The following is a 19,972-nucleotide window of genomic DNA, read 5'->3' as shown; positions in this document are numbered from 1 at the left end:
AAATAAATTTAAGACTATTTTATCAGTTTTAATAATGCCCTAAAGCGCTCGCCTTGGGCCTGATGTTGTAATTCAAATAATAGTGATTCAACGTTCGTTAATAAGGCGCCTCTGGCTGTCATCATCTGAATACCCAGTTGTTTATTCTCAGCACTGCGTGACGAGACGCCGTCTGCGACGAGATGCACCGAATATTGCTGCTCTATAAGGTCACAACAGGTTTGATAAACACACACATGGGTTTCAATGCCCGCCAGTATGACGTGTTTACGATTTGTCTTAGTGAGTGCCTGCGCAAACTCTTCACAGTGCCAACCGCTAAAATGTTGCTTGGCAATGGGGGAGCCGCTTTTCTCTAGCAAGGTTTGAAGCTCAGGACTGGTTGCTCCGAGCTTATCGGGTAGCTGTTCTAACCAGAGTATGGGTATTTCAAATAATTGTGCACCTTGGATTAAGGTCTGTAGTTGTTGGTGCAGCTTGTCACTGTTATCCATGATTTGTGCAAGTTTTCCCTGCACATCGACGATAACGAGAACACATTCTTCAGGTTTTAACATCGGGCCTTCCTTCTGCGCTTGATGATTGTCTTAGTGATGATCTTCGCTTTTGTTTAAGAGCTTGTACTGTGATGCTCAGATTTCATCTCGATTTACGCTTTTCCAGTAGACCTCAATTTAACCTTGTTACCAATAGGCCTAAGGTCGAATAGCGACTGCACTTAAGCTGCTCACTAAAAGAGTGCGTTGCACTTGTTTGTGCTCGATTATGGTGCATTTTTAACCTTTAAAAATAATCTTATTTAGTTAAATTTTAAATTAATCAGCAAGTTAAATTTTTGGCCTAATGATTGAATTACCTTTGATACAAGTTAATAACAATCGCGTTTTTTTGGAGGTCAGGATGAAACTAGTCAGCGCTATCATCAAGCCGTTTAAGTTGGATGATGTCCGTGAAGCTATCGCCGGAATAGGTATTGAAGGCATGACGGTGACCGAAGTTAAAGGTTTTGGCCGTCAAAAAGGGCACACAGAGTTGTATCGTGGCGCCGAGTATCAGGTGGATTTTTTGCCAAAAGTAAAACTAGAAATTGCCACTAAGGCTGAAAATCTCGACATGTTGATTGAGGCCATCACCACTGCGGCTCATACGGGGAAAATTGGCGACGGTAAGATCTTCGTCGTCGACTTAGAACATGCTATCCGTATCCGTACGGGTGAACTCGATACAGAAGCGCTATAAGGGGCTGATAATGGAAGAATTAACAAAACTAGGTGGCACAGTCACTGAACTACGCTTTGCACTCGATACCTTTTACTTTTTGATCTCAGGTGCTTTGGTAATGTGGATGGCAGCGGGATTTGCCATGTTAGAAGCGGGCTTAGTTCGCTCTAAAAACACCACTGAAATTTTAACTAAGAACGTGGTGTTGTACGCGATTGCCTGTGTGATGTACCTATTGGTTGGCTACAACATTATGTATGTCGATAACACTGAAGGAGGCTGGTTGCCATCGATTGGTACCTTAATCGGTTCTCAATCATCGGATGCGAGCCATGCATTAGAATCTGACTTCTTCTTCCAAGTGGTGTTTGTGGCAACGGCGATGTCAATTGTCTCTGGCGCCGTGGCGGAACGGATGAAGTTATGGGCTTTCCTGTTCTTCTCTGTGGTAATGACTGCGGTTATCTATCCAGTGGAAGGGTATTGGACTTGGGGCCAAGGTTTTATCGCAAAACTGGGCTTTGTGGACTTTGCGGGTAGCGGTATTGTGCACATGACTGGTGCGACTGCAGCGATTGCGGGGGTATTATTGCTCGGTGCACGTAAGGGTAAATATGGCCCTAACGGTCAAGTGAATCCTATCCCAGGCTCTAATTTGCCAATGGCAACCTTAGGTATGTTTATTCTGTGGATGGGCTGGTTTGGCTTCAACGGTGGATCGCAATTAATGGTGTCGGATGCGGCGAATGCGAGCTCAGTGGCAAAAGTGTTCGTTAATACTAATACTGCGGCGGCATTTGGTGCTATCTCTGCGCTTATCGTATGTAAGATGATTTGGGGTAAAGCGGATTTAACCATGATACTCAACGGTATTCTGGCGGGTTTAGTGGCGATTACGGCAGATCCGCTATCACCTTCATTGTTAATGGCGGGCGTGATTGGTGTGGTTGCTGGTGGTTTAGTGGTGTTCTCTATTGTGGGCTTAGATCGCATTAAGATCGATGATCCAGTGGGCGCGATTTCAGTACACGGCGTGGCGGGTTTCCTTGGGTTAATGTGTGTGCCATTATCCAACGCTGATGCGACCATTACTGGGCAGTTGACCGGTGCAGCCTTCATCTTTACTTGGGTATTCTGTTCATCCTTTGTGGTTTGGTATGCGATTAAGAAAACCATGGGGATCCGTGTGACTGAGGAAGAAGAATACAATGGTATGGATGCGTCTGATTGTGGTATCGATGCTTACCCAGAGTTTGTTACGGTTAAAAATGCTGGTTAAGTAAACTGGCGAATGAATGGTGATTCAACTTGATGCCTAGCGTGGTTCGAGGGATAGTAAAGCAGAGCGTAGGCTCTGCTTTTTTATGGGGCTTAGTCATGGGTTAAGCTCAAGGCGGTTTAGAGTGGGGCTTAACAGGCTGACGTGCATTACCTTACAGCATGATTTACCTACACTATTTACCTACAGTATTTACTGCACGAACAGAGGGGTGAACTATGAGCTTACATGCCACAGCTGTCGGTCAATTTACGCGACTCAGCCTTATCGTTATTGCTGGCTTGATATCAGTATCTACCTTAGCAGGGGAAATCATAGTTAACCGCTCGAGTGAGCCTGTCGATGCCTTTGCTGTGCGTGATCAAGTGCTCAAGGATTTTGAGTGGCAGGAGTCGCTTCGTCGTCAACAGCAGATCCAAATTCTGCAGGCTTTACCCTTAGGTTGTATTACTGTGATGAAGCCCTATCGCTATTTTACCTGTGGGGAGCATAACTATCGGCCATACCATTACCAGCAGCGCGAGCTATACATAGAGGTTGATCAACCTTCGCAGTAACTAACGTGTTAAATCACTTACCGTTATTTTTTAACGATAGCGATTGTCATTTTTTGTAACCATTTTATGTCGTCTTTTTCGCCATTTGTAATAAGCTCAAATAGGAGCTAATGGTGTGGGAGGACATATGTCAAAACTATTCCGAGCCGTATACCTGAGTGCCATCATGGGCACTGTACTCAGTCAGTTGGTTGCCTGTAGCTCGACGACCATCGCGCCTGATCCGTCTGATCTTGAGTCGCTACTTGCCGATTCACTGTTTACCCCTGTCGCCGATATTCCTTCCGTTGCGGATATTTTTTATCTGCCGCCTGAGGTGGTAACAGATGTAAAGCGTAGCTATGACAAATATACTTTTTCCCATAATAACGCCATGTTAGCCAACGAATGGTTAGCCAGTTATATCAATGCCAGCCAAACCAATAGCACTAAAATTGATTTTCGCTACCAAGATAACCTGACCCAAATTGCCCGTGAAACCTACGCCCAAAGGGCAGGGAATTGCATGTCCTTAGTGGTCATGACTTCTGCGTTGGCGGATATATTGAATGTGGGCGCTGAGTATCAAGATATCGCTATTGAACCCGTATGGGACAAGCAAGGGGATTTCTATTTAATCAATGGTCATGTGAACTTACGCTTACTTCCGCCCGAGAATTTACATTCAGTCTATGTGTCATCCGCAGCAATCTTAGTGGACTTCATGCCCGAGCGCGCCCTACGAGGGTATGGTAAGACCCGAGTGAATAAGCAAACCTTGATCAGCATGTTTTACAATAACATGGCGGCAGAATCTTTAGTGAATGGCGATTTAGATAGGGCCTATGCCCTCATCAAAGCGGGTTTAAATGTCGGTCAGTTTGTCCCCTCACTCAATACGCTCGCCATTATTTATCGGCATAAAGGGGATGAGAAACGGGCTGAACAAGTGTATCGCTATGCGCTTAAGTTTGAGGCGAAAAATTTAACCACGCTTTATAACTTAGCTTTGATTTTAGGGGATCAGGGCCGGCTTGATGAATGGGCTGAAATCAATAAAGTGCTTGAATTAGCAAGGATACGTAATCCTTATTATTACTATGATATGGCGCAGCAAGCTTTCGATGAACATCAATACGACGAGGCTTTAGCATGGTATCAAAGGGCGTTGGCCAAAGCTGATTATCGGCATGAATTCTTTTTCGGTTTATCAAAAACCTATTGGGCGCTGGGGGACGAAAAGCGTGCCAAACTGAATATGGAAAAAGCGCTAGCTTTGAGCCGTGATGATTCAGAGCGTCATCGTTATCAAAACAAGTTACAAGTCATGCTGCACCATTAGTATTGGCCTGCTCTAGCATCCAGTTCTCTTGCATAGAGAGCTGGATCAATTGCACTCATTCCCCGCTTGCTTTTTATCCGCCATATTCGATTTTGTTCATTAAGGCTGTGAGTTAGTTGGCATATTTGAATTTTTATTTTTTTAAAATATATTAAAACAATAAGTTATATTTGATTTTTTGAAATGGAGACAACTTGGTTGCATTGGCGCTTGAGACTCGATAAATTGAACTCAGTATTGCAGTTGAGATCCCTTATCGCAGCGATAGAAATAGCCTAAAACACCAGAGTTGGAGCAGTAAAATTATGTATTACCAAAATGATGACGTTCGCATTAAAGAAGTAAAAGAGTTACTTCCTCCTATCGCGATTCTAGAACGATTTCCTGCTTCCGAAAAAGCCTCTGCGACTGTGTTTAATGCGCGAAATAGTATCCACAATATTCTGGCTAAGTCTGATGATCGCCTGTTAGTGGTAATTGGACCTTGTTCTATCCACGATCCCAAAGCGGCGTTGGAATATGGTCAGCGTCTGGTTACGCTGCGTGAGCAGTATAAAGATCAACTCGAAATCGTGATGCGAGTGTATTTTGAAAAGCCAAGAACCACAGTAGGTTGGAAGGGGCTGATTAACGATCCTTACATGGATAACAGCTTTAAACTCAATGATGGTTTACGTACTGCGCGTAAGTTGTTAGTGGACTTGAACGACAGCGGTATGCCAACCGCGGGTGAGTTTCTTGACATGATCACCCCGCAATATATGGCTGATTTAATGTGCTGGGGAGCCATTGGCGCCCGCACTACTGAGTCACAAGTGCACAGAGAGCTAGCCTCAGGTCTTTCTTGTCCGGTCGGTTTTAAAAATGGGACCGATGGCACCATTAAAGTCGCTATCGATGCGATTGGTGCTGCCAATGCACCGCACCATTTTTTATCTGTGACTAAGTTAGGCCATTCGGCGATCGTTTCGACCAAAGGGAATCCTGATTGCCACATTATTTTACGTGGCGGCCGCGAGCCTAATTATAGTGCGCCGCATGTCGCTGAAATTAGCCAGCAGTTATTAAAAGCTCAGCTTGCCGACAACATCATGATCGACTTTAGCCATGCCAATAGTAGTAAAGAGTACCAACGTCAGTTAGTGGTGGCTGAAGATGTGGCAGGTCAAGTGGCGACGGGGAATACTGCTATTTTTGGCGTTATGGTCGAAAGCCATTTAGTGGAAGGTCGTCAGGATTTAATTGAAGGCCAAGAGCTGTGTTATGGTCAGAGTATTACCGATGCGTGTATCGGTTGGGATGATACCGAGCGCCTGTTGGCCATTTTGAATCAGAGTATTATCGAACGCCGTCAGGTTTAATTATCTGTTCGTGCGAACAGAAACCGCAACGATACCTGAATTAGTCGTTAACGATTGCGGGTAAAGTAAAAACAAAGGCGCTATCCTGGCGCCTTTGTTTTATCTATTTATTGCTTATTTCAACAATGTATTCATTTGCTTTGGCTAAGCTACCAAAGGCGGCAATAAGGTTGTTTCTACCTTTATCTTGTATCTCTGGATTGCCTGATTCGATCATCATCCACACCCAAGTTTGGATCAGTGGTAATGGCGGGTATTGAACTTTAGCGGAATCCAACATAAAGCTTCCTTTGATCTTATTTAATTTATTTGTCTTAATGTTCTCGCTAGAGTTTGAGCTTATGAATAGCCAAATCTAGCGCGTAGAGGTTAACAAATTCTATCGATTTGTATAACCGCCTCCATGGCATTTTGGGCAAAACTGCTAAAATAATCAACAGCAGCAAGGTTGAGCTAAGCTTTTCCCATAGCAAACTTGTCTACATTTATACGGTGCTGGGCGCAAGCAAAACGCAAGCTATGGGTATTTGTGCCTGCACTGAAATCAGTATAAATTCATTTATTGTGAATATGCCAGTGTAATACGTAAGTATGACAGCTTGGCTTTTCATCGAATCAGAATAGCAGTGCATTGTGTCGTGAATAAGTCTATTTGTCTGTCAGAAAAATCTGATTGATTTTATTCAAGCTTTGCTCGTTTCGTTTAGCTTAAGTCTGGTTTGTACTGTTACAATTGACATAACTCATTCAAGGTTATGTCCTATGCGCCCAACGTTATATTTTGAAGGTCCAGTCGATAAATTAAACTGGCACGTCATGAAACTGCTTTGGCCTTACTTATTGGAATACAAAGGTCGGATTGCGTTGGCGATGTCCTGCCTCATCATCGCTAAGTTGACCAGCGTGGCTCTGCCTTTTATTTTAAAGCATTTGGTTGATACCTTAGACGCCGATAAAACCGCGCAAGCCCTAAGTGTACCCGTGGGATTAGTGTTGGCCTATGGTGCGATTCGTTTACTGACAGCGATTACGGGCGAGATCCGCGATACCTTGTTTGGTCGGGTGACTGAGCGGGCGATCCGCCGTTTAGGCTTAGCGGTATTCGACCATTTACACCGACTTGATCTCGATTTTCATCTAGAACGCAAAACCGGCGGCCTATCCCGTGATATTGAGCGCGGCACCAGTGGCGTGAGTTTCCTCATGCGGTTTATGGTGTTCAACATAGTGCCGACCTTGCTCGAAATTGTCATGGTGATTGGCATTTTCTTCTATAACTACGGGGTTGCGTTTGCGGCAATCACTTTTGTTGCTGTGTTGGCCTACATTATTTTCTCTGTGGTCGCGACCGAATGGCGCACTGAGTATGTACGTGATGCCGCCAAGGCTGATTCTTTATCAAATACCCGGGCGATTGATAGTTTGCTGAACTATGAAACCGTTAAGTATTTCAATAATGAGAAGTATGAATCGCAGCGCTACGATCAAGCGCTCGAACAGTGGGAAGTCGCTAAACGTAAAAACCGCTTATCTTTGTTTGCGCTCAATGGCGGACAAGCTGTGATTATCGCCCTAGCGATGACAGCTATGATGGCGCTGGCGGCATACAGAGTCACCTATGGCGATATGACCTTAGGCGATTTTGTATTGATTAATGCGTTTATGATGCAGCTCTTTTTACCCCTTAACTTTTTAGGTTTCGTGTATCGCGAAATACGCGGCGCCTTAGCCAATATTGAGCGTATGTTTAGCCTGCTCGATAAACATCCCATGATAGTCGATTCACCCCAAGCGCTCGATTTTTCGCCCAATAAGGGCGAGCTGGTATTTGAAAATGTGAATTTCAGCTACGACGAGCGGCAAATTCTGCGGGACGTGAGTTTTAAGGTTGCTGCGGGGAAAAAGGTGGCCGTAGTTGGTGATAGTGGTGCTGGTAAGTCGACGCTGATTAAACTGCTATTTCGATTTTACGATGTGGACCAAGGCGCGATTGAAATCGATGGGCAAGATATCCGTCATCTGACGCAAGATGCGCTGCGACGGGCCATCGCTATCGTGCCGCAGGATACTGTGCTGTTTAACGATTCATTAGTTGAGAACATACGTTATGGCCGCCCAAGCGCGACGGATGAAGAGGTGCGCAACGCGATTAAATTAGCGCATTTAGAGCAATTTATTGCATCGCTTGCCCTTGGGTGGGATACAAAGGTGGGTGAACGCGGCTTAAAGCTCTCTGGCGGAGAAAAACAGCGGGTTGCGATAGCCAGAGCCATTTTAAAGGGCTCGCCCGTGCTAGTGTTTGATGAGGCAACATCCTCACTCGATAGCCGCTCCGAGCAAGCGATTTTGTCGGCACTGCGGGAAGTCGCTAAAGGGCATACCAGCCTTGTGGTGGCTCATCGATTATCTACGATTGTCGATGCTGACCAAATCGTTGTATTGAGCCAAGGTGAAATTGTTGAGCAGGGTAATCACCAGACTTTGCTAGTGGCAAATGGTCTATATGCCAAATTATGGCGGATACAAAATGAGCAGTAACATACTCATCTGAGCAGTGAATAGCGCAATACAGTTCAGTCTTTATTCAGCTTCGGCTCTCTATACTCAAATGCCAACACATCAATCGGAAGAGATCTGGCATGGAAAATATTGCACTGAGAGTGAACATTGAAGGCAAAGAAGAAAAAGTTGCCACTGATTGGTTTGCCATCATGGCGACATTGAAAAAACGTGGTGTTGATTATGATTCGCTGCAACGTATTCATGCTGAATTGAATGCGGGTCTACTGGTGACGACTCGGTGTCTTACTTTGGCTAAGGTCAATCCAGAGATGGTACTTGCGGGCGTGATCCGCGATATGCATGTGCCGACAAGTGACTACATGATGAGCATGCGCTAAACATCATAGAAAATGCGTTAGAAAGTCAGCGTTTGATGAGAATGTGGGAGGGTAGTGGTGAGCAACCATTCTCGATGCTCAAGGAAGAGTCATTTTGCTCTAACGCTTTATATCTTGTTTAAGACCAATTGTTTAAGACCAATAGTGCCGAATTAAGCTACGCCATTCAGCTTGCCAGCTTTCCAACCTTCGCATAAAAGATTCAATTTAGGCGCTGACTCATCGATCAAGGTGAGTCGAATGATCTGTCCTTCACGAAAACACACAAGCTCGCCTTCGATCTCAGTCAGGCGATTACAGCTCTTACAGCTCGTGCTTACAGTTTTACTGGCGGGCAGTTGGCTTACGAAGCTAGATTTCAAAGTGTTTCCTTAAGTTCAATTGTGGGTAAGGTATTTGAATAACGCCTCACCTCACGGATCTTACCTCTTTTGTGATACGCATTCAAATATACCTTATGTAAAACTCATAAAGACAAAAGTTGTACTGGCTAATCACCGCAAGGGTTTGCGGCTATTTATCCATGTGCGAATAGAATTTGTCGAGTGAGATAGATAAACCGCTATCAAGCACAATTCGTACATGTGAAGGCTTAAGTTGTCTTGGCTCTGTCACACCGCAAGAGTGCGCGATTAGCCCTAAGTCATGGTGTAAATTATGATTATAGTTAGCGACCCGCGTCGATTTATCCCTAGGATTTAGCCCTTGTTGTAGTTTTGGATTATGCGTAGTAATACCCGTTGGACAGGTATCTTTATTACATTGCAAGGCTTGAATACAGCCGAGGGCAAACATGTTGCCACGGGCCGATGCGATAAAATCAGCACCTAATGCCAAAGCCCAAGCGACTCTAGATGGGACGATAAGTTTACCTGAGGCAATGACTTTGATGCGTTTACGCAAGCCGCGTTGGATCAAGATATTGACTAGAATAGGTAAGCTTTCTTTCAGCGGTAATCCAACATAATCCATTAACGGTTGCGGTGCTGCGCCCGTGCCACCATCGGCGCTGTCTAAGGTAAAAAAGTCGGGGGCAGAGTCTTCGCCGCGGCGTTCAATTTCATCACATAAATCTTCCAGCCATTGTACATCACCGAGTACGGCTTTAATGCCAGTAGGTTTACCTGTAACTTCACGTACTCGTTCGATCATATCCAAAATGTCGTTCACTGACTTAAATTCGATATGGCCATTGGGGCTGATTGAGTCGTGTCCCTCAGGAATGCCGCGAATATGGGCAATTTCAGCATTCACTTTAATACCGGGTAAAATGCCCCCTTTGCCTGGTTTTGCCCCTTGGCTCATTTTGATTTCGAACATTTTGACTTCGGGATGAATCGCTATTGCCTTCAGTTTTTCATCATCTAAATGTCCTTGTTCATTGCGAACGCCGTATTTGGCCGTTCCAATTTGAAAGACGAGATCGCAGCCGCCTTTGAGATGATAAGGACTCAAGCCACCTTCACCCGTATTAAGCCAGCAACCCGCCTGCGCTGCACCATGGGAAAGGGCGGTGATGGCTGGGCGTGATAGGGCGCCAAAACTCATGGCTGAAATATGGCAAATGGCTTGAGTGGTATAAGGTTGACGACAGTGAGTGCCAATCGTCAGCGGGTGAATAGGAGTAATATCTTCATCTTGGGTCGGGAAGGCGGTATTCATAAACATGATAGTACCGGCAGTATCCAAGGGGCGAGTCGAACCAAAGGCTATGGTTCTATCAACATTTTTAGCGGCGCGGTAAACCCAGCTGCGTTCAGCACGGTTGAAGGGCAATTCTTCCCTGTCTTGGGCGAAAAAGTATTGCCTGAAAAACTCACCTTGTTTTTCGAACAGATATCGAAAACGACCAATCACGGGGTAGTTATGCCTTACTGCTTGTTTAGTCTGCATTTTATCTGCAATATACATGTAAATAACGGCAAGTACTGCGAAGCCGATGACGATCAAAAATAGTCCTGAAAACAGATCGAGTCCCCACATAAACCAATTGAGTTCACTCATGTTATTTATCCTTATTCTTGTCCGTAACGGGTGGCGATCAAGCTCGCGGGTTGGCCATCATTGAGAGAGAGCAAAAACAGCTGGCTGTAGTCCTCTTCGCCGATTGCTTGGACCTCAGGTCCACCAAGGGCTTTGATGATCAATGGCACTGTGTTTGAATGACCAGCGATGAGCGTATTACCTCGTACCGCATGCACTTGTTCGACAATCAGCTGAATATGTTCTTCGATAGGTTTGGCTGCCTCGACTATCGTCACGGGCAAATGGCGAGCCTCGGCGATAGGCGCGAGTGTTTGCTGGGTTCGCTGGTATTGAGTCGCAATGAGCTGTGACAACGGCGTGCGACTCAAGGCGGTGATCAGTGATGTTGCGCGCATTTCTCCCTTGGGCGATAACTGCGGGTCATTGGCTGGTGTGTCGGCTTTTTCGGCATGTCTGACTAAAATGATTAGCCTATTTTCCGCATGGGCTGGGTTAATTGGAGCTAGGCCAAGACAAGTGAAGAACACAAGACCAGTGAGCAGACTAAGGCGCTTAATATTGATGCTCATATAGTTAGTGCTCAGTACAGCGCTTAAGTATTTGTGTAAACGCTTGAAAGCGGAAATGACTCAAACTGCGGCCTACTGCCATGGTGTAACATCCTTTTCTATTAGCTTTTGTCTAAGCTCGACGATAATAATGATCTGCATGCGGGTTTATTGACACTTTATGCAATTTATACAGAATAAACCCACTCAATTTATACGGGCCTTATCATGGCCTTGTGGTCACGATGGTACTTCAATTCTAAAAATTACTAAAGCTGGTTAAATTTTGGTCGATAATAAAGTCGACCCGAATTGAATGGATAGTCATCATGGAAATCAATAAATCCCCTCAAGTGCAAAGCACTCCTTTGCCGCAGAAAAAATATGTTGAAAATACGGCACCTAAGGGTACCGAAGTGAGTGATTCGAAGGATGTGAAAGTCACACTTAAACAAACGGCATATCAGACAAGTAAGTTATTAATGAATCAAGCAATTCTATCTGCGCAGCAGGAAGTGAATATCAAGTCTGGCGATCAGTCTATGACTTTACTCTATCGTGCCGCTATCGATGCGATAGACAAAGAGTTAGCGCCCACTATGGGCGAGAACGCGATTCAAACCGCTTACGATAATGGTGTTGATACTTCTCCAGAGGCCACAGCCGATCGTATCGTGAGTTTTGCGACGCAATTCTTTAGCATTCACCAGCAACAAAACTCGGGTATGAGCTTAGATGAGCAACTCGATAGTTTTATGGGGATTATTGGTGGTGCCATTGACAACGGTTTTAAAGAAGCGAAAGACATTCTGTCTGGCCTTAAAGTCTTGCAGGGGGATATTGCAGATGGTGTCGATAAAACCTATGGTTTAGTGCAAGAGGGACTACAGGCCTTTAGAGATAGTTTTAACAAGAAGACAGATGAGGCAAAATCGAGTGCCACTTAATGCTTTATTGTTTTCGGTTCTATCATCATAAGCCCCTTACATAAGGGGTTTTTGTTATGCGGAAAAAAGTCTATGCTGGAAGCCTATTTAACGTTTCGCTTGAGGGCAAGTTATGTGGACTAGGGGACAAGTTATAGAACGTATTGATTGGAGCGATAAGTTATTTTCATTGCGCATCGCCGCCGAGTTAGCCCCATTTATTGCTGGCCAGTTTATCAAGTTAAGTCAAATGCAAGATGATAAGCGTGTAGCCAGAGCATACTCCTTAGTCAATTCTCCCGACAAACCCTATGCCGAAGTGCTCGCAGTCGCGGTAGAAGACGGCCTGTTATCGCCGCAATTGCAAAACCTTGGCATAGGCGATGAAATTGAAATTACCTCAACCGCGACTGGTTTTATGACCTTAGCGGAAATTCCTAAGGGTGAACTCCAAGGCAAGCACTTATGGTTTTTGGCTACAGGTACTGCAGTAGGACCATTTTTGTCTATGCTCGATACCCATGAGCCTTGGGAGCGTTTCGAAAAAGTCGTACTTGTGTATGGCGTGCGCGAGGCGCAGGATTTGGCGTATCTTGATAAGCTGCGTGAGTTAGAGCGCACATACCCAGCACAGTTTACATTAGTCTTGAGTGTGACCCGTGAACCCTTTGCCGATGCGTTGCAGTGTCGTATACCCGAGGGCCTGGTCTCGGGTGAGATTGAAAAAAAGGCAGGAGTAACCTTAAGTGCTGCTGATTCCCAAGTTATGATTTGTGGCAATCCCGGAATGATCAATGGCGCGCAAAGCGCCTTACTCGATAAGGGATTAGTGAAGAATTTACGTCGTGCTCCCGGACAAATTACCGTAGAGAAATATTGGTGATCCCATTTTATATGGGTGGGAGCAAGCCGTTTTCGCTCCTAAATAGCCATAGCGTTTAATGCAAATATAAGGAAATTTTTGATGAAGTTGTTAAGTTCTCAAGCTTCACCCTACGCCCGTTGTGTTAGAGCCTTAATCCAGTATTTAGGAATTAACAATATTGAAGAGCAGCTAGTCAATCCCTTTGAAAACAGTGCCGAATTACTCGATGCTAACCCGCTAGGACAGATCCCGTGTCTCATCACTAACGATGGCGTGGCGTTATTCGATAGCGAAGTGATTATGCGTTACCTAGATGCTGAGCTTGGCGATCGTAAGATGTTTGGCATCTCAAGCCATAACTGGGTGTTGGAGTGTCAATATTCTTTGATAAAAGGCTTAATCGATAGCGCGGTGAAATTACGCCAAGAGCAGATGCGTGAAGATGAAGGCGTGAGATCGGCTTTTTGGACGGCTCGCTTTGAACAAGCATTGCTGCGTGGTCTTATGCAGGTTGAACTGCAAACCGTGATCACCCAAACCACGATTCAGGCACCGCAATTAGCCTTGATTTGCTTGCTTGATTATGTGGACTTTAGACATCCAGAGTTAGATTGGCGCAAGGTTGCCCCTGCGACGGCACTTTGGTTTAGTGAGATGCGTAATCTCCCCGCGTTTATCCAAACCCGTCCCCAATAACTGGATGGAGATGCTCAGCCATCGGTTGCGCGTCTTCCCTTTGGTCTATCACGGCGGTTTTGTTCTCCAAAAGCGCCGAATAATTCCCGTGTAACCCCATATTCGACTCTACGGTCATTCCCTATTTGACGCCTATCTTCATGGTGTTGATAGCGACATTGGCACTGGGTCATAGTGCATTCTTCCATCGGGATTTCCGGTGCATCCTTTGATAAAAAACGTTTTCCAGACAGTGTTTCAGCCTGCTCACAGCAACTGCCGTCATTCACTATGCTTACACTGTGAAAATGATGATGCGGCTTAGTTCTATCCGCGTGTTGATTTACCGCTTTAGCATAGTGTCTATGCCGCTTGTGACCAATATTGAGTTTAAATAGGCCAAATAGCGCTACTGCGACTATACCTAGTAGCAAAACAGTTAACATGACGCCTCCTGAAAGCATTTTAAGCAAATTAAGGTTCAGTTTAGTTTGATTTGAGATAATCACCAGTTTTGAGTTTAAATTCATTAAAAACAAAAAGTTAAATGGACTATTGCTCTCTGCATATCCATCTATTACTCTTGCGCTACTGATAAGCATTATCATTAATGCGGCCATGTTCACACTCGCTGAACATATCATCACTTTGGGGAGAAATGGGTAATGAAATGGGTAACTTGCGCGGCTATTGTTGGGTTAATGTCGGTTGGGCATTCAGCGAATGCAGATGATAAATTAACCGTTTATTCTTATCGTCAAGCCTTCTTGGTGGAGCCTATCTTGACGCGTTTCACCGAAGAAACCGGCATAGGTGTTAATTTGGTCTTTGCAAAAGATGGTATTGCCGAGCGTCTTGCCCGTGAAGGTCGTTTATCCCCAGCAGATTTGGTGCTGACCTCTGATTTCTCGCGTCTAGTTGAATTAGTCGATAAAGATCTGACTTCACCAGTTAAAAATACCCAACTCGAAAGCAACATTCCTGCTCAGTATCGTGACCCCGATGGCCAGTGGTATGCCCTGACCATGCGAGTACGAAATCTCTATACGGCGAAAGACCGTTTAGGGCCGCAGCAAATCACCTATGAAGAACTCGCCGATCCTAAATACAAAGGCAAAATCTGTACCCGCAGCGGTAAGCATCCATACAACATAGCATTAGTGGCATCTATGATTGCTCACCATGGTGAAGCTGAGGCTAAAACGTGGCTGACCGGCGTGAAGAGTAACTTAGCGCGCAAGCCGCAGGGTAACGACAGAGCCCAAGTGAAAGCGGTAAAAGAAGGCTTATGTGATATCGCCATAGGTAACAGCTATTACTACGGCAACATGATGCAAGACCCTGAGCAAAAAAGCTGGGCCGAGGCCGTCACGATTAACTTCCCGAACCAAGCCGATCGCGGTGCTCATGTGAACGTTTCAGGCATGGTGTTAACTCGTCATGCGCCTAATAAAGCCAATGCGATCAAATTGATGGAATTTCTATCCGCCGATGTGGCTCAAAAGGCTTATGCTGATGTGAATATGGAATACCCAGTGAAAGCCGATGTGGCACCTTCAACCTTAGTAGCTTCATGGGGCGAGTTTAAGTCGGATCAATTGCCCATTTTTAAATTGGCCGAATATCACCAAGCGGCGGTTAAGTTATTAGATGAAGTGCAGTTTGATCTCTAGCATTTGACGTTAAGTACGAGTGACAAATTGCAGAACTAGGTTATCAGCGCCATTGATTGGCGCTGTAACTTTTTAAGGATTGACATGATTTTAGGATTAGCCAGAAGCTGGTCGCTTGCTGGTTATGCGGTGGCCACCTTGCTGGTGCTGCCACTGGTTGCGCTGATATTGCAGGCTTTGCAGCCTGACGAAGCCGTGTTTGGCCACTTGATGGCAACTGTCCTGCCAACTTATATTATCAACAGCTTATTGCTGATCTTTTGGGTGAGTTTAGGCGCGTTATTACTCGCGTTACCCTGCGCTTGGTTGATGGCTCGCTGTGAATTTGTCGGCAGGCGCTACTTGCAATGGGCGCTATTATTGCCCCTCGCTATGCCGGGGTACATTGTTGCCTACGTGTATACCGATTTGCTCGATTATGCGGGGCCAGTACAGCGTAGCTTGAGATCGATTTTTGGTTGGAACTCACCGCAGGATTATTTCTTCCCCGATATTCGCACCTTAGGCGGCGCGGCGTGCATGTTGTCGCTAGTGTTATTCCCCTATATTTATCTCTTGGCGCGTACCGCCTTTATGGAGCAATCCTTAAGCTTGGCCCATGCATCAAGGATCATGGGATGCTCGCCGTGGCAGAGTTTTTGGCGTTTATCTTTGCCTATGGCAAGGCCGGCCCTCGCGGTTGGGGTGGCTTTGGTGGCGATGGAAACAGCCGCCGATTTTGCGACGGTTAACTATTTTGCCGTGCCAACCTTAACTACGGCCGTGTATGACACTTGGTTGGGCTATGGCAATCTGACTGCCGCCGCTAAGTTGTCGGCGATTATTTTGCTGGTGGTGTTTTGCTTGATTGGGCTTGAGCGTTTTGCCCGTCGTAAACAGCAGTTATTCCAAAAACAATCGCGCATCCAAGCCAGTGACTTGTATCGACTCTCGACAGCGCAAACCACAGTTGCACTGAGCTTTTGCGTCGCTCTGCTGTTATTAGCCTTTTTATTGCCCTTTGGCATTTTAATTTCCTATGCTATTGGTTACTTTGAACAAAGCTGGGATGGGCGCTTTTGGCAATTAAGTCTTAATAGTCTAAGCCTTGCGCTGATCACTAGCTTAATCTGTTGCTTAATCGCTTTGCTGCTCATGTTCGTTCGCCGGATAAGCCCAAGGCCCAGTGATGTCTTGCCCTCACGCTTAGCATCGACAGGTTATGCCTTGCCCGGCACAGTGCTGGCTATCGGCGTATTAGTGCCGCTCACTATGCTCGATTTTGCGATTAACGATCTGGCGGATTTACTTGGTTTAAATGGCCCAGGGCTTATTTTAACGGGCAGCGTAGTGGCATTGATTTTTGCCTTTTGTGTACGTTTTGTGGCGATAGCTATCGGCAGCGTTGAAAGCAGCTATAAACGCATCTCGCCATCGCTAGACATGGTGAGTCTGACTATGGGCCAAAGCCCAAGGCAGTTGCTGCAAAGAGTGCATTTACCTCTACTTGGCAAGGGATTGTTTGCTGGTGCATTATTAGTGTTTATCGAAAGCATGAAGGAACTGCCTGCGGCGTTATTGCTGCGGCCTATCGGTTTTGAAAACCTTGCAACTTATGTATTCCAGTTTGTATCCGATGAAAAACTCGAGCACGGCGCCTTAGCCGCGATTGTGATTGTGCTGGTGGGCTTAGTACCGCTGATTTATTTAAACCGTTCATTGGAGCACCACAGCTGATGACAAACACGCTCAAACTCATGCAAGTTCATAGCGATTATCAGGGCCAGCAAGTTTTAAAGGGGTTGAGTTTGGCCCTAGAACAAGGAGAGATTCTTGCTCTGTTAGGCCCCAGCGGTTGTGGCAAGACGACCTTATTGCGAGCCGTGGCGGGGTTACAGGCGATTAGCCAAGGTGAAATCCAGATAAATGGCCGTGTTGTAAGTGGCGACAGTCAGTTTGTGCCTAGCGAGCAGCGTGGTATCGGCATGATTTTCCAAGACTATGCGCTTTTTCCCCATTTAACTGTGGCGGAGAATATTCTTTTTGGCGTGGATAAATTGTCGGCCGGCGAGCGTCAGGTACGGTTGGATGAGATGCTAACCTTAGTCAAACTCGAAGGCTTGGCTCAGCGTTATCCCCATGAGTTATCTGGCGGTCAACAGCAGCGCGTCTCGATTGCGCGGGCACTTGCCTATGAGCCGCAGTTATTACTGCTCGATGAGCCTTTTTCTAATATCGATGCCCAAGTGCGTTACGAGATGATGGCGGAAATTCGCAGTATCTTAAAACAGCGTAATGTGAGCGCGGTATTTGTCACCCACAGCAAGGATGAAGCCTTTGTATTTGCAGATACTTTGGCGATTTTTAATCAAGGCATTATAGTGCAGCATGGTAGTGCTGAAGCCTTATACGCCGCGCCCAATAGCCGTTATGTGGCGGACTTTTTAGGTAGCGGTAATTACTTACCCGCCGCAGTGCTCGATGGACACAGAGTTGCCACTCCAATCGGCCACTTAACCAGCCTCACACCATTAGGGTTGCCGAGCGAGTTCAGCGGCACGGTATTCTTGCGCCCGCAGCAATTGACGCTCAGTGCCGATGAGCAAGGTGTGGGCACGATCACAGAGCGGCGTTTTTTAGGCGCTTTTTGTCATTACTGGGTCAAGATTGAAGCCGCCTCCCATGCATATTATGTCGAAGTGCGAAGCCAAATGATGCAGCTCACTATCGGCCAAAAAGTCGGGGTTACGACAGAGCCGCACTCGCTGGTACTATTTGAATCTTAGGCATATTGATATTGTGTTGAGCCAATCTAAGCCGTCAGGTATTAATGCCATGGCGATAAGCTATCACCAACGAAAGTATGACATTTTTGCTTACGTTTAACTTGCGTCTATGCGGTATGGGGTGGTGATTTTTTCGACCATCCTTGTTACTTTGAACCTCCGGTTTTGGAGGACTTATGATAAAAACAATAAAATCAATTTGTAGCTTAGTGACAGTAGTGACGGCGATGTCGTCTTCAGGAGTGATGGCCATGGATAGGATCACGGGTAAAGCCTTTGCGACGCGCTCTGAAGTGTATGCCACCCATGGAATGGCGGCGACCAGCCAACCCCTCGCCACGCAAGTCGCTATCGACATACTCAAGCAGGGCGGTAGTGCCGTCGATGCGGCCATTGCCGCTAATGCCATGTTAGGGCTAGTTGAACCCACTGGCTCGGGTGTTGGTGGCGATTTATTTGCCATCGTCTGGAGCGCGAAAGATAAACGTCTCTATGGCCTTAACGCTTCGGGTCGCAGTCCAAAATCCTTAAGTTTAGAAAAGCTCAAATCCCTCGGTTTAGACTATTTGCCGCCGCTTGGGCCTTTGCCTGTTTCTGTGCCCGGTGCAGTGGATGGTTGGTATGAACTGCATAATAAGTTCGGCAAATTAGCTATGGCCGATAATCTCGCGCCCGCAATCCACTATGCCCGTGATGGTTTTCCTGTCTCCGAATTGATTGCTTATTATCTTGAGGGGAGCGGTAAAAAACTCGCAAAATTCCCCGGTTTTAAAGAAACTTATATGCCTAATGGCAAGATGCCAGCGGTGGGCGAAATCTTTAAAAACCCAGCGCTTGCTAATACCTATGAGAAAATTGCCAAAGGTGGCCGCGATGCTTTTTATAAAGGCGATATTGCCAAAAGTATCGATAAGTACATGAAATCCCAAGGTGGTTATTTAAGTTATGATGACTTAGCGACCCATACTAGCGACTGGATAGATCCGGTTTCGGTGAACTACCGTGGTTACGATGTATGGGAACTGCCGCCCAATGGTCAAGGCATTGCGGCGCTACAAATCTTAAAAACCATGGAACCCTTTAATGTGGCTGCGATGGGCTTTAATAGCCCCGAATATGTGCATTTATTTGTCGAAGCCAAAAAACTCGCCTTTGCCGACAGAGCTAAGTTTTATGCCGACATGGCCTTTAATAAAGTGCCAGTTAACGAGTTGATTTCGCAGCAATACAATTATGATCGCGCTAAGTTAATCGATCCCAATAAAGCGGCCAAGAGTGTTGATGCGGGTAATCCTGCGTTGCAACATGGCGATACTGTGTACCTGACCACCGCCGATAAAGACGGCAACATGGTGTCACTCATTCAAAGTAACTACCGTGGTATGGGGTCGGGCATGACACCGCCAGATCTCGGTTTCGTGCTGCAAGACCGTGGGCAAATGTTTGATTTAACTGAGGGGCGTTTTAATACCTACGCACCGGGTAAGCGTCCATTCCATACTATTATTCCCGCCTTTGTGACCAAAGACGGTAAGCCTTGGTTGAGTTTTGGGGTGATGGGCGGCGCGACTCAGCCACAAATGCACGCACAAATTGTAATGAATCTGATTGATTTTAAAATGAACTTGCAAGAAGCGGGCGATGCCCCGAGAATTTTGCATATGGGCTCAACCGAGCCCACCGGCGAAGTGATGAATGATGGCGGCTACGTCAGTCTGGAATCGGGCTTCCCTGTGGAAACACGCCGTGAGCTTATCAAGAAAGGTCATGTGCTGCGTGATGGACTTGGGGATTTTGGCGGCTATCAAGCTATTGGATTTAATGCTGAAACGGGCGTGTATCGTGGCGCTTCTGAGAGCCGTAAGGATGGTCATGCCGCGGGTTATTAACTTCAG

General features: G+C 46.0%; 20 protein-coding genes. 14 read left to right on the top strand and 6 right to left on the bottom strand.

The genetic code is table 11. From position 1 onward, the window contains the following. Positions 1-14: 14 nt before the first annotated feature. Positions 15-557 carry a hydrolase gene (locus K5Q99_RS14045; RefSeq protein ID WP_106651648.1) on the bottom strand — a complete coding sequence of 181 codons (543 nt, stop codon included), beginning with the start codon at positions 555-557 and terminating at the stop codon, positions 15-17. Positions 558-900: 343 nt separating this feature from the next. On the opposite strand from K5Q99_RS14045, the gene K5Q99_RS14040 reads away from it, so the two are divergent. The 5 genes from K5Q99_RS14040 (at position 901) to aroG (ending at position 5,739) form a co-directional block, all read left to right on the top strand. Continuing rightward, the gene (locus K5Q99_RS14040; RefSeq protein ID WP_028761800.1) at positions 901-1,239 is read left to right on the top strand and encodes a P-II family nitrogen regulator; all 339 of its coding nucleotides are present in this window, start codon (positions 901-903) and stop codon (positions 1,237-1,239) included. Positions 1,240-1,249: 10 nt separating this feature from the next. After that, positions 1,250-2,500, top strand: coding sequence for an ammonium transporter AmtB (gene amtB, locus K5Q99_RS14035; RefSeq protein ID WP_012197658.1), 1,251 nt, complete (start codon positions 1,250-1,252; stop codon positions 2,498-2,500). A gap of 218 nt (positions 2,501-2,718) precedes the next feature. Continuing rightward, positions 2,719-3,057 carry a hypothetical protein gene (locus K5Q99_RS14030; protein WP_106651647.1) on the top strand — a complete coding sequence of 113 codons (339 nt, stop codon included), beginning with the start codon at positions 2,719-2,721 and terminating at the stop codon, positions 3,055-3,057. 127 nt (positions 3,058-3,184) lie between these two features. Next, positions 3,185-4,378, top strand: coding sequence for a tetratricopeptide repeat protein (locus K5Q99_RS14025; RefSeq protein WP_106651646.1), 1,194 nt, complete (start codon positions 3,185-3,187; stop codon positions 4,376-4,378). Positions 4,379-4,683: 305 nt separating this feature from the next. After that, on the top strand, positions 4,684-5,739 hold the full coding sequence (gene aroG, locus K5Q99_RS14020) for a 3-deoxy-7-phosphoheptulonate synthase AroG (RefSeq protein ID WP_220591144.1): 1,056 nt from the start codon (positions 4,684-4,686) through the stop codon (positions 5,737-5,739). A gap of 103 nt (positions 5,740-5,842) precedes the next feature. On the opposite strand, the gene K5Q99_RS14015 is transcribed toward aroG, so the two are convergent. Then, entirely contained in the window at positions 5,843-6,019 is a 177-nt protein-coding gene (locus K5Q99_RS14015) for a hypothetical protein (RefSeq protein WP_105250227.1), read from the bottom strand. Between the two features lie 482 nt (positions 6,020-6,501). Between K5Q99_RS14015 and K5Q99_RS14010 the strand changes: the two genes are divergently transcribed. Together K5Q99_RS14010 and K5Q99_RS14005 are read left to right on the top strand one after the other, a co-directional pair. Continuing rightward, a complete protein-coding gene (locus K5Q99_RS14010; RefSeq protein WP_220777207.1) occupies positions 6,502-8,277 on the top strand; it encodes an ABCB family ABC transporter ATP-binding protein/permease in 1,776 nt (591 codons plus the stop codon). Positions 8,278-8,378: 101 nt separating this feature from the next. Beyond that, the gene (locus K5Q99_RS14005) at positions 8,379-8,639 is read left to right on the top strand and encodes a hypothetical protein (protein WP_106651643.1); all 261 of its coding nucleotides are present in this window, start codon (positions 8,379-8,381) and stop codon (positions 8,637-8,639) included. Positions 8,640-8,791: 152 nt separating this feature from the next. Here K5Q99_RS14005 and K5Q99_RS14000 read toward each other — a convergent pair whose 3' ends face one another. From K5Q99_RS14000 to K5Q99_RS13990, 3 genes are all read right to left on the bottom strand, one after another. Then, positions 8,792-9,001, bottom strand: coding sequence for a hypothetical protein (locus tag K5Q99_RS14000; RefSeq protein ID WP_006084154.1), 210 nt, complete (start codon positions 8,999-9,001; stop codon positions 8,792-8,794). Positions 9,002-9,152: 151 nt separating this feature from the next. Beyond that, positions 9,153-10,643, bottom strand: coding sequence for an FMN-binding glutamate synthase family protein (locus K5Q99_RS13995; protein WP_220591142.1), 1,491 nt, complete (start codon positions 10,641-10,643; stop codon positions 9,153-9,155). Between the two features lie 11 nt (positions 10,644-10,654). After that, positions 10,655-11,194 carry a histidine phosphatase family protein gene (locus K5Q99_RS13990; RefSeq protein WP_220777206.1) on the bottom strand — a complete coding sequence of 180 codons (540 nt, stop codon included), beginning with the start codon at positions 11,192-11,194 and terminating at the stop codon, positions 10,655-10,657. A gap of 308 nt (positions 11,195-11,502) precedes the next feature. On the opposite strand from K5Q99_RS13990, the gene K5Q99_RS13985 reads away from it, so the two are divergent. The 3 genes from K5Q99_RS13985 to K5Q99_RS13975 all read left to right on the top strand — a co-directional run bounded on the left by K5Q99_RS13985 (position 11,503) and on the right by K5Q99_RS13975 (position 13,660). Next, a complete protein-coding gene (locus tag K5Q99_RS13985) occupies positions 11,503-12,120 on the top strand; it encodes a DUF5610 domain-containing protein (RefSeq protein ID WP_220777205.1) in 618 nt (205 codons plus the stop codon). 112 nt (positions 12,121-12,232) lie between these two features. Beyond that, positions 12,233-12,982, top strand: coding sequence for a ferredoxin--NADP reductase (locus K5Q99_RS13980; RefSeq protein WP_106651639.1), 750 nt, complete (start codon positions 12,233-12,235; stop codon positions 12,980-12,982). Between the two features lie 81 nt (positions 12,983-13,063). Beyond that, positions 13,064-13,660 carry a glutathione S-transferase N-terminal domain-containing protein gene (locus K5Q99_RS13975; RefSeq protein ID WP_106651638.1) on the top strand — a complete coding sequence of 199 codons (597 nt, stop codon included), beginning with the start codon at positions 13,064-13,066 and terminating at the stop codon, positions 13,658-13,660. A gap of 14 nt (positions 13,661-13,674) precedes the next feature. Here K5Q99_RS13975 and K5Q99_RS13970 read toward each other — a convergent pair whose 3' ends face one another. Then, positions 13,675-14,085 (bottom strand): hypothetical protein, encoded by a 411-nt coding sequence (locus K5Q99_RS13970; protein ID WP_220777204.1) that lies wholly within the window; start codon positions 14,083-14,085, stop codon positions 13,675-13,677. Positions 14,086-14,304: 219 nt separating this feature from the next. Here K5Q99_RS13970 and K5Q99_RS13965 point away from each other — a divergent pair, with 219 nt between their 5' ends. From K5Q99_RS13965 to ggt, 4 genes are all read left to right on the top strand, one after another. Further along, positions 14,305-15,312, top strand: coding sequence for a Fe(3+) ABC transporter substrate-binding protein (locus tag K5Q99_RS13965; protein WP_106651637.1), 1,008 nt, complete (start codon positions 14,305-14,307; stop codon positions 15,310-15,312). 84 nt (positions 15,313-15,396) lie between these two features. Continuing rightward, positions 15,397-17,028, top strand: coding sequence for an ABC transporter permease (locus K5Q99_RS13960; protein ID WP_220591137.1), 1,632 nt, complete (start codon positions 15,397-15,399; stop codon positions 17,026-17,028). After that, the gene (locus tag K5Q99_RS13955) at positions 17,028-18,077 is read left to right on the top strand and encodes an ABC transporter ATP-binding protein (RefSeq protein WP_220777203.1); all 1,050 of its coding nucleotides are present in this window, start codon (positions 17,028-17,030) and stop codon (positions 18,075-18,077) included. Before K5Q99_RS13960 ends, K5Q99_RS13955 begins: the two co-directional genes overlap by 1 nt. 176 nt (positions 18,078-18,253) lie before the next feature. Beyond that, on the top strand, positions 18,254-19,966 hold the full coding sequence (gene ggt / locus K5Q99_RS13950; RefSeq protein WP_220777202.1) for a gamma-glutamyltransferase: 1,713 nt from the start codon (positions 18,254-18,256) through the stop codon (positions 19,964-19,966). Positions 19,967-19,972: the final 6 nt, after the last annotated feature.

Source organism: Shewanella hafniensis (assembly GCF_019655335.1).
In the GTDB taxonomy this organism is placed as follows: domain Bacteria; phylum Pseudomonadota; class Gammaproteobacteria; order Enterobacterales; family Shewanellaceae; genus Shewanella; species Shewanella hafniensis.
Note: the sequence above shows the minus strand (reverse complement) of the source record. Positions and strands in the feature narration are given on the sequence as shown.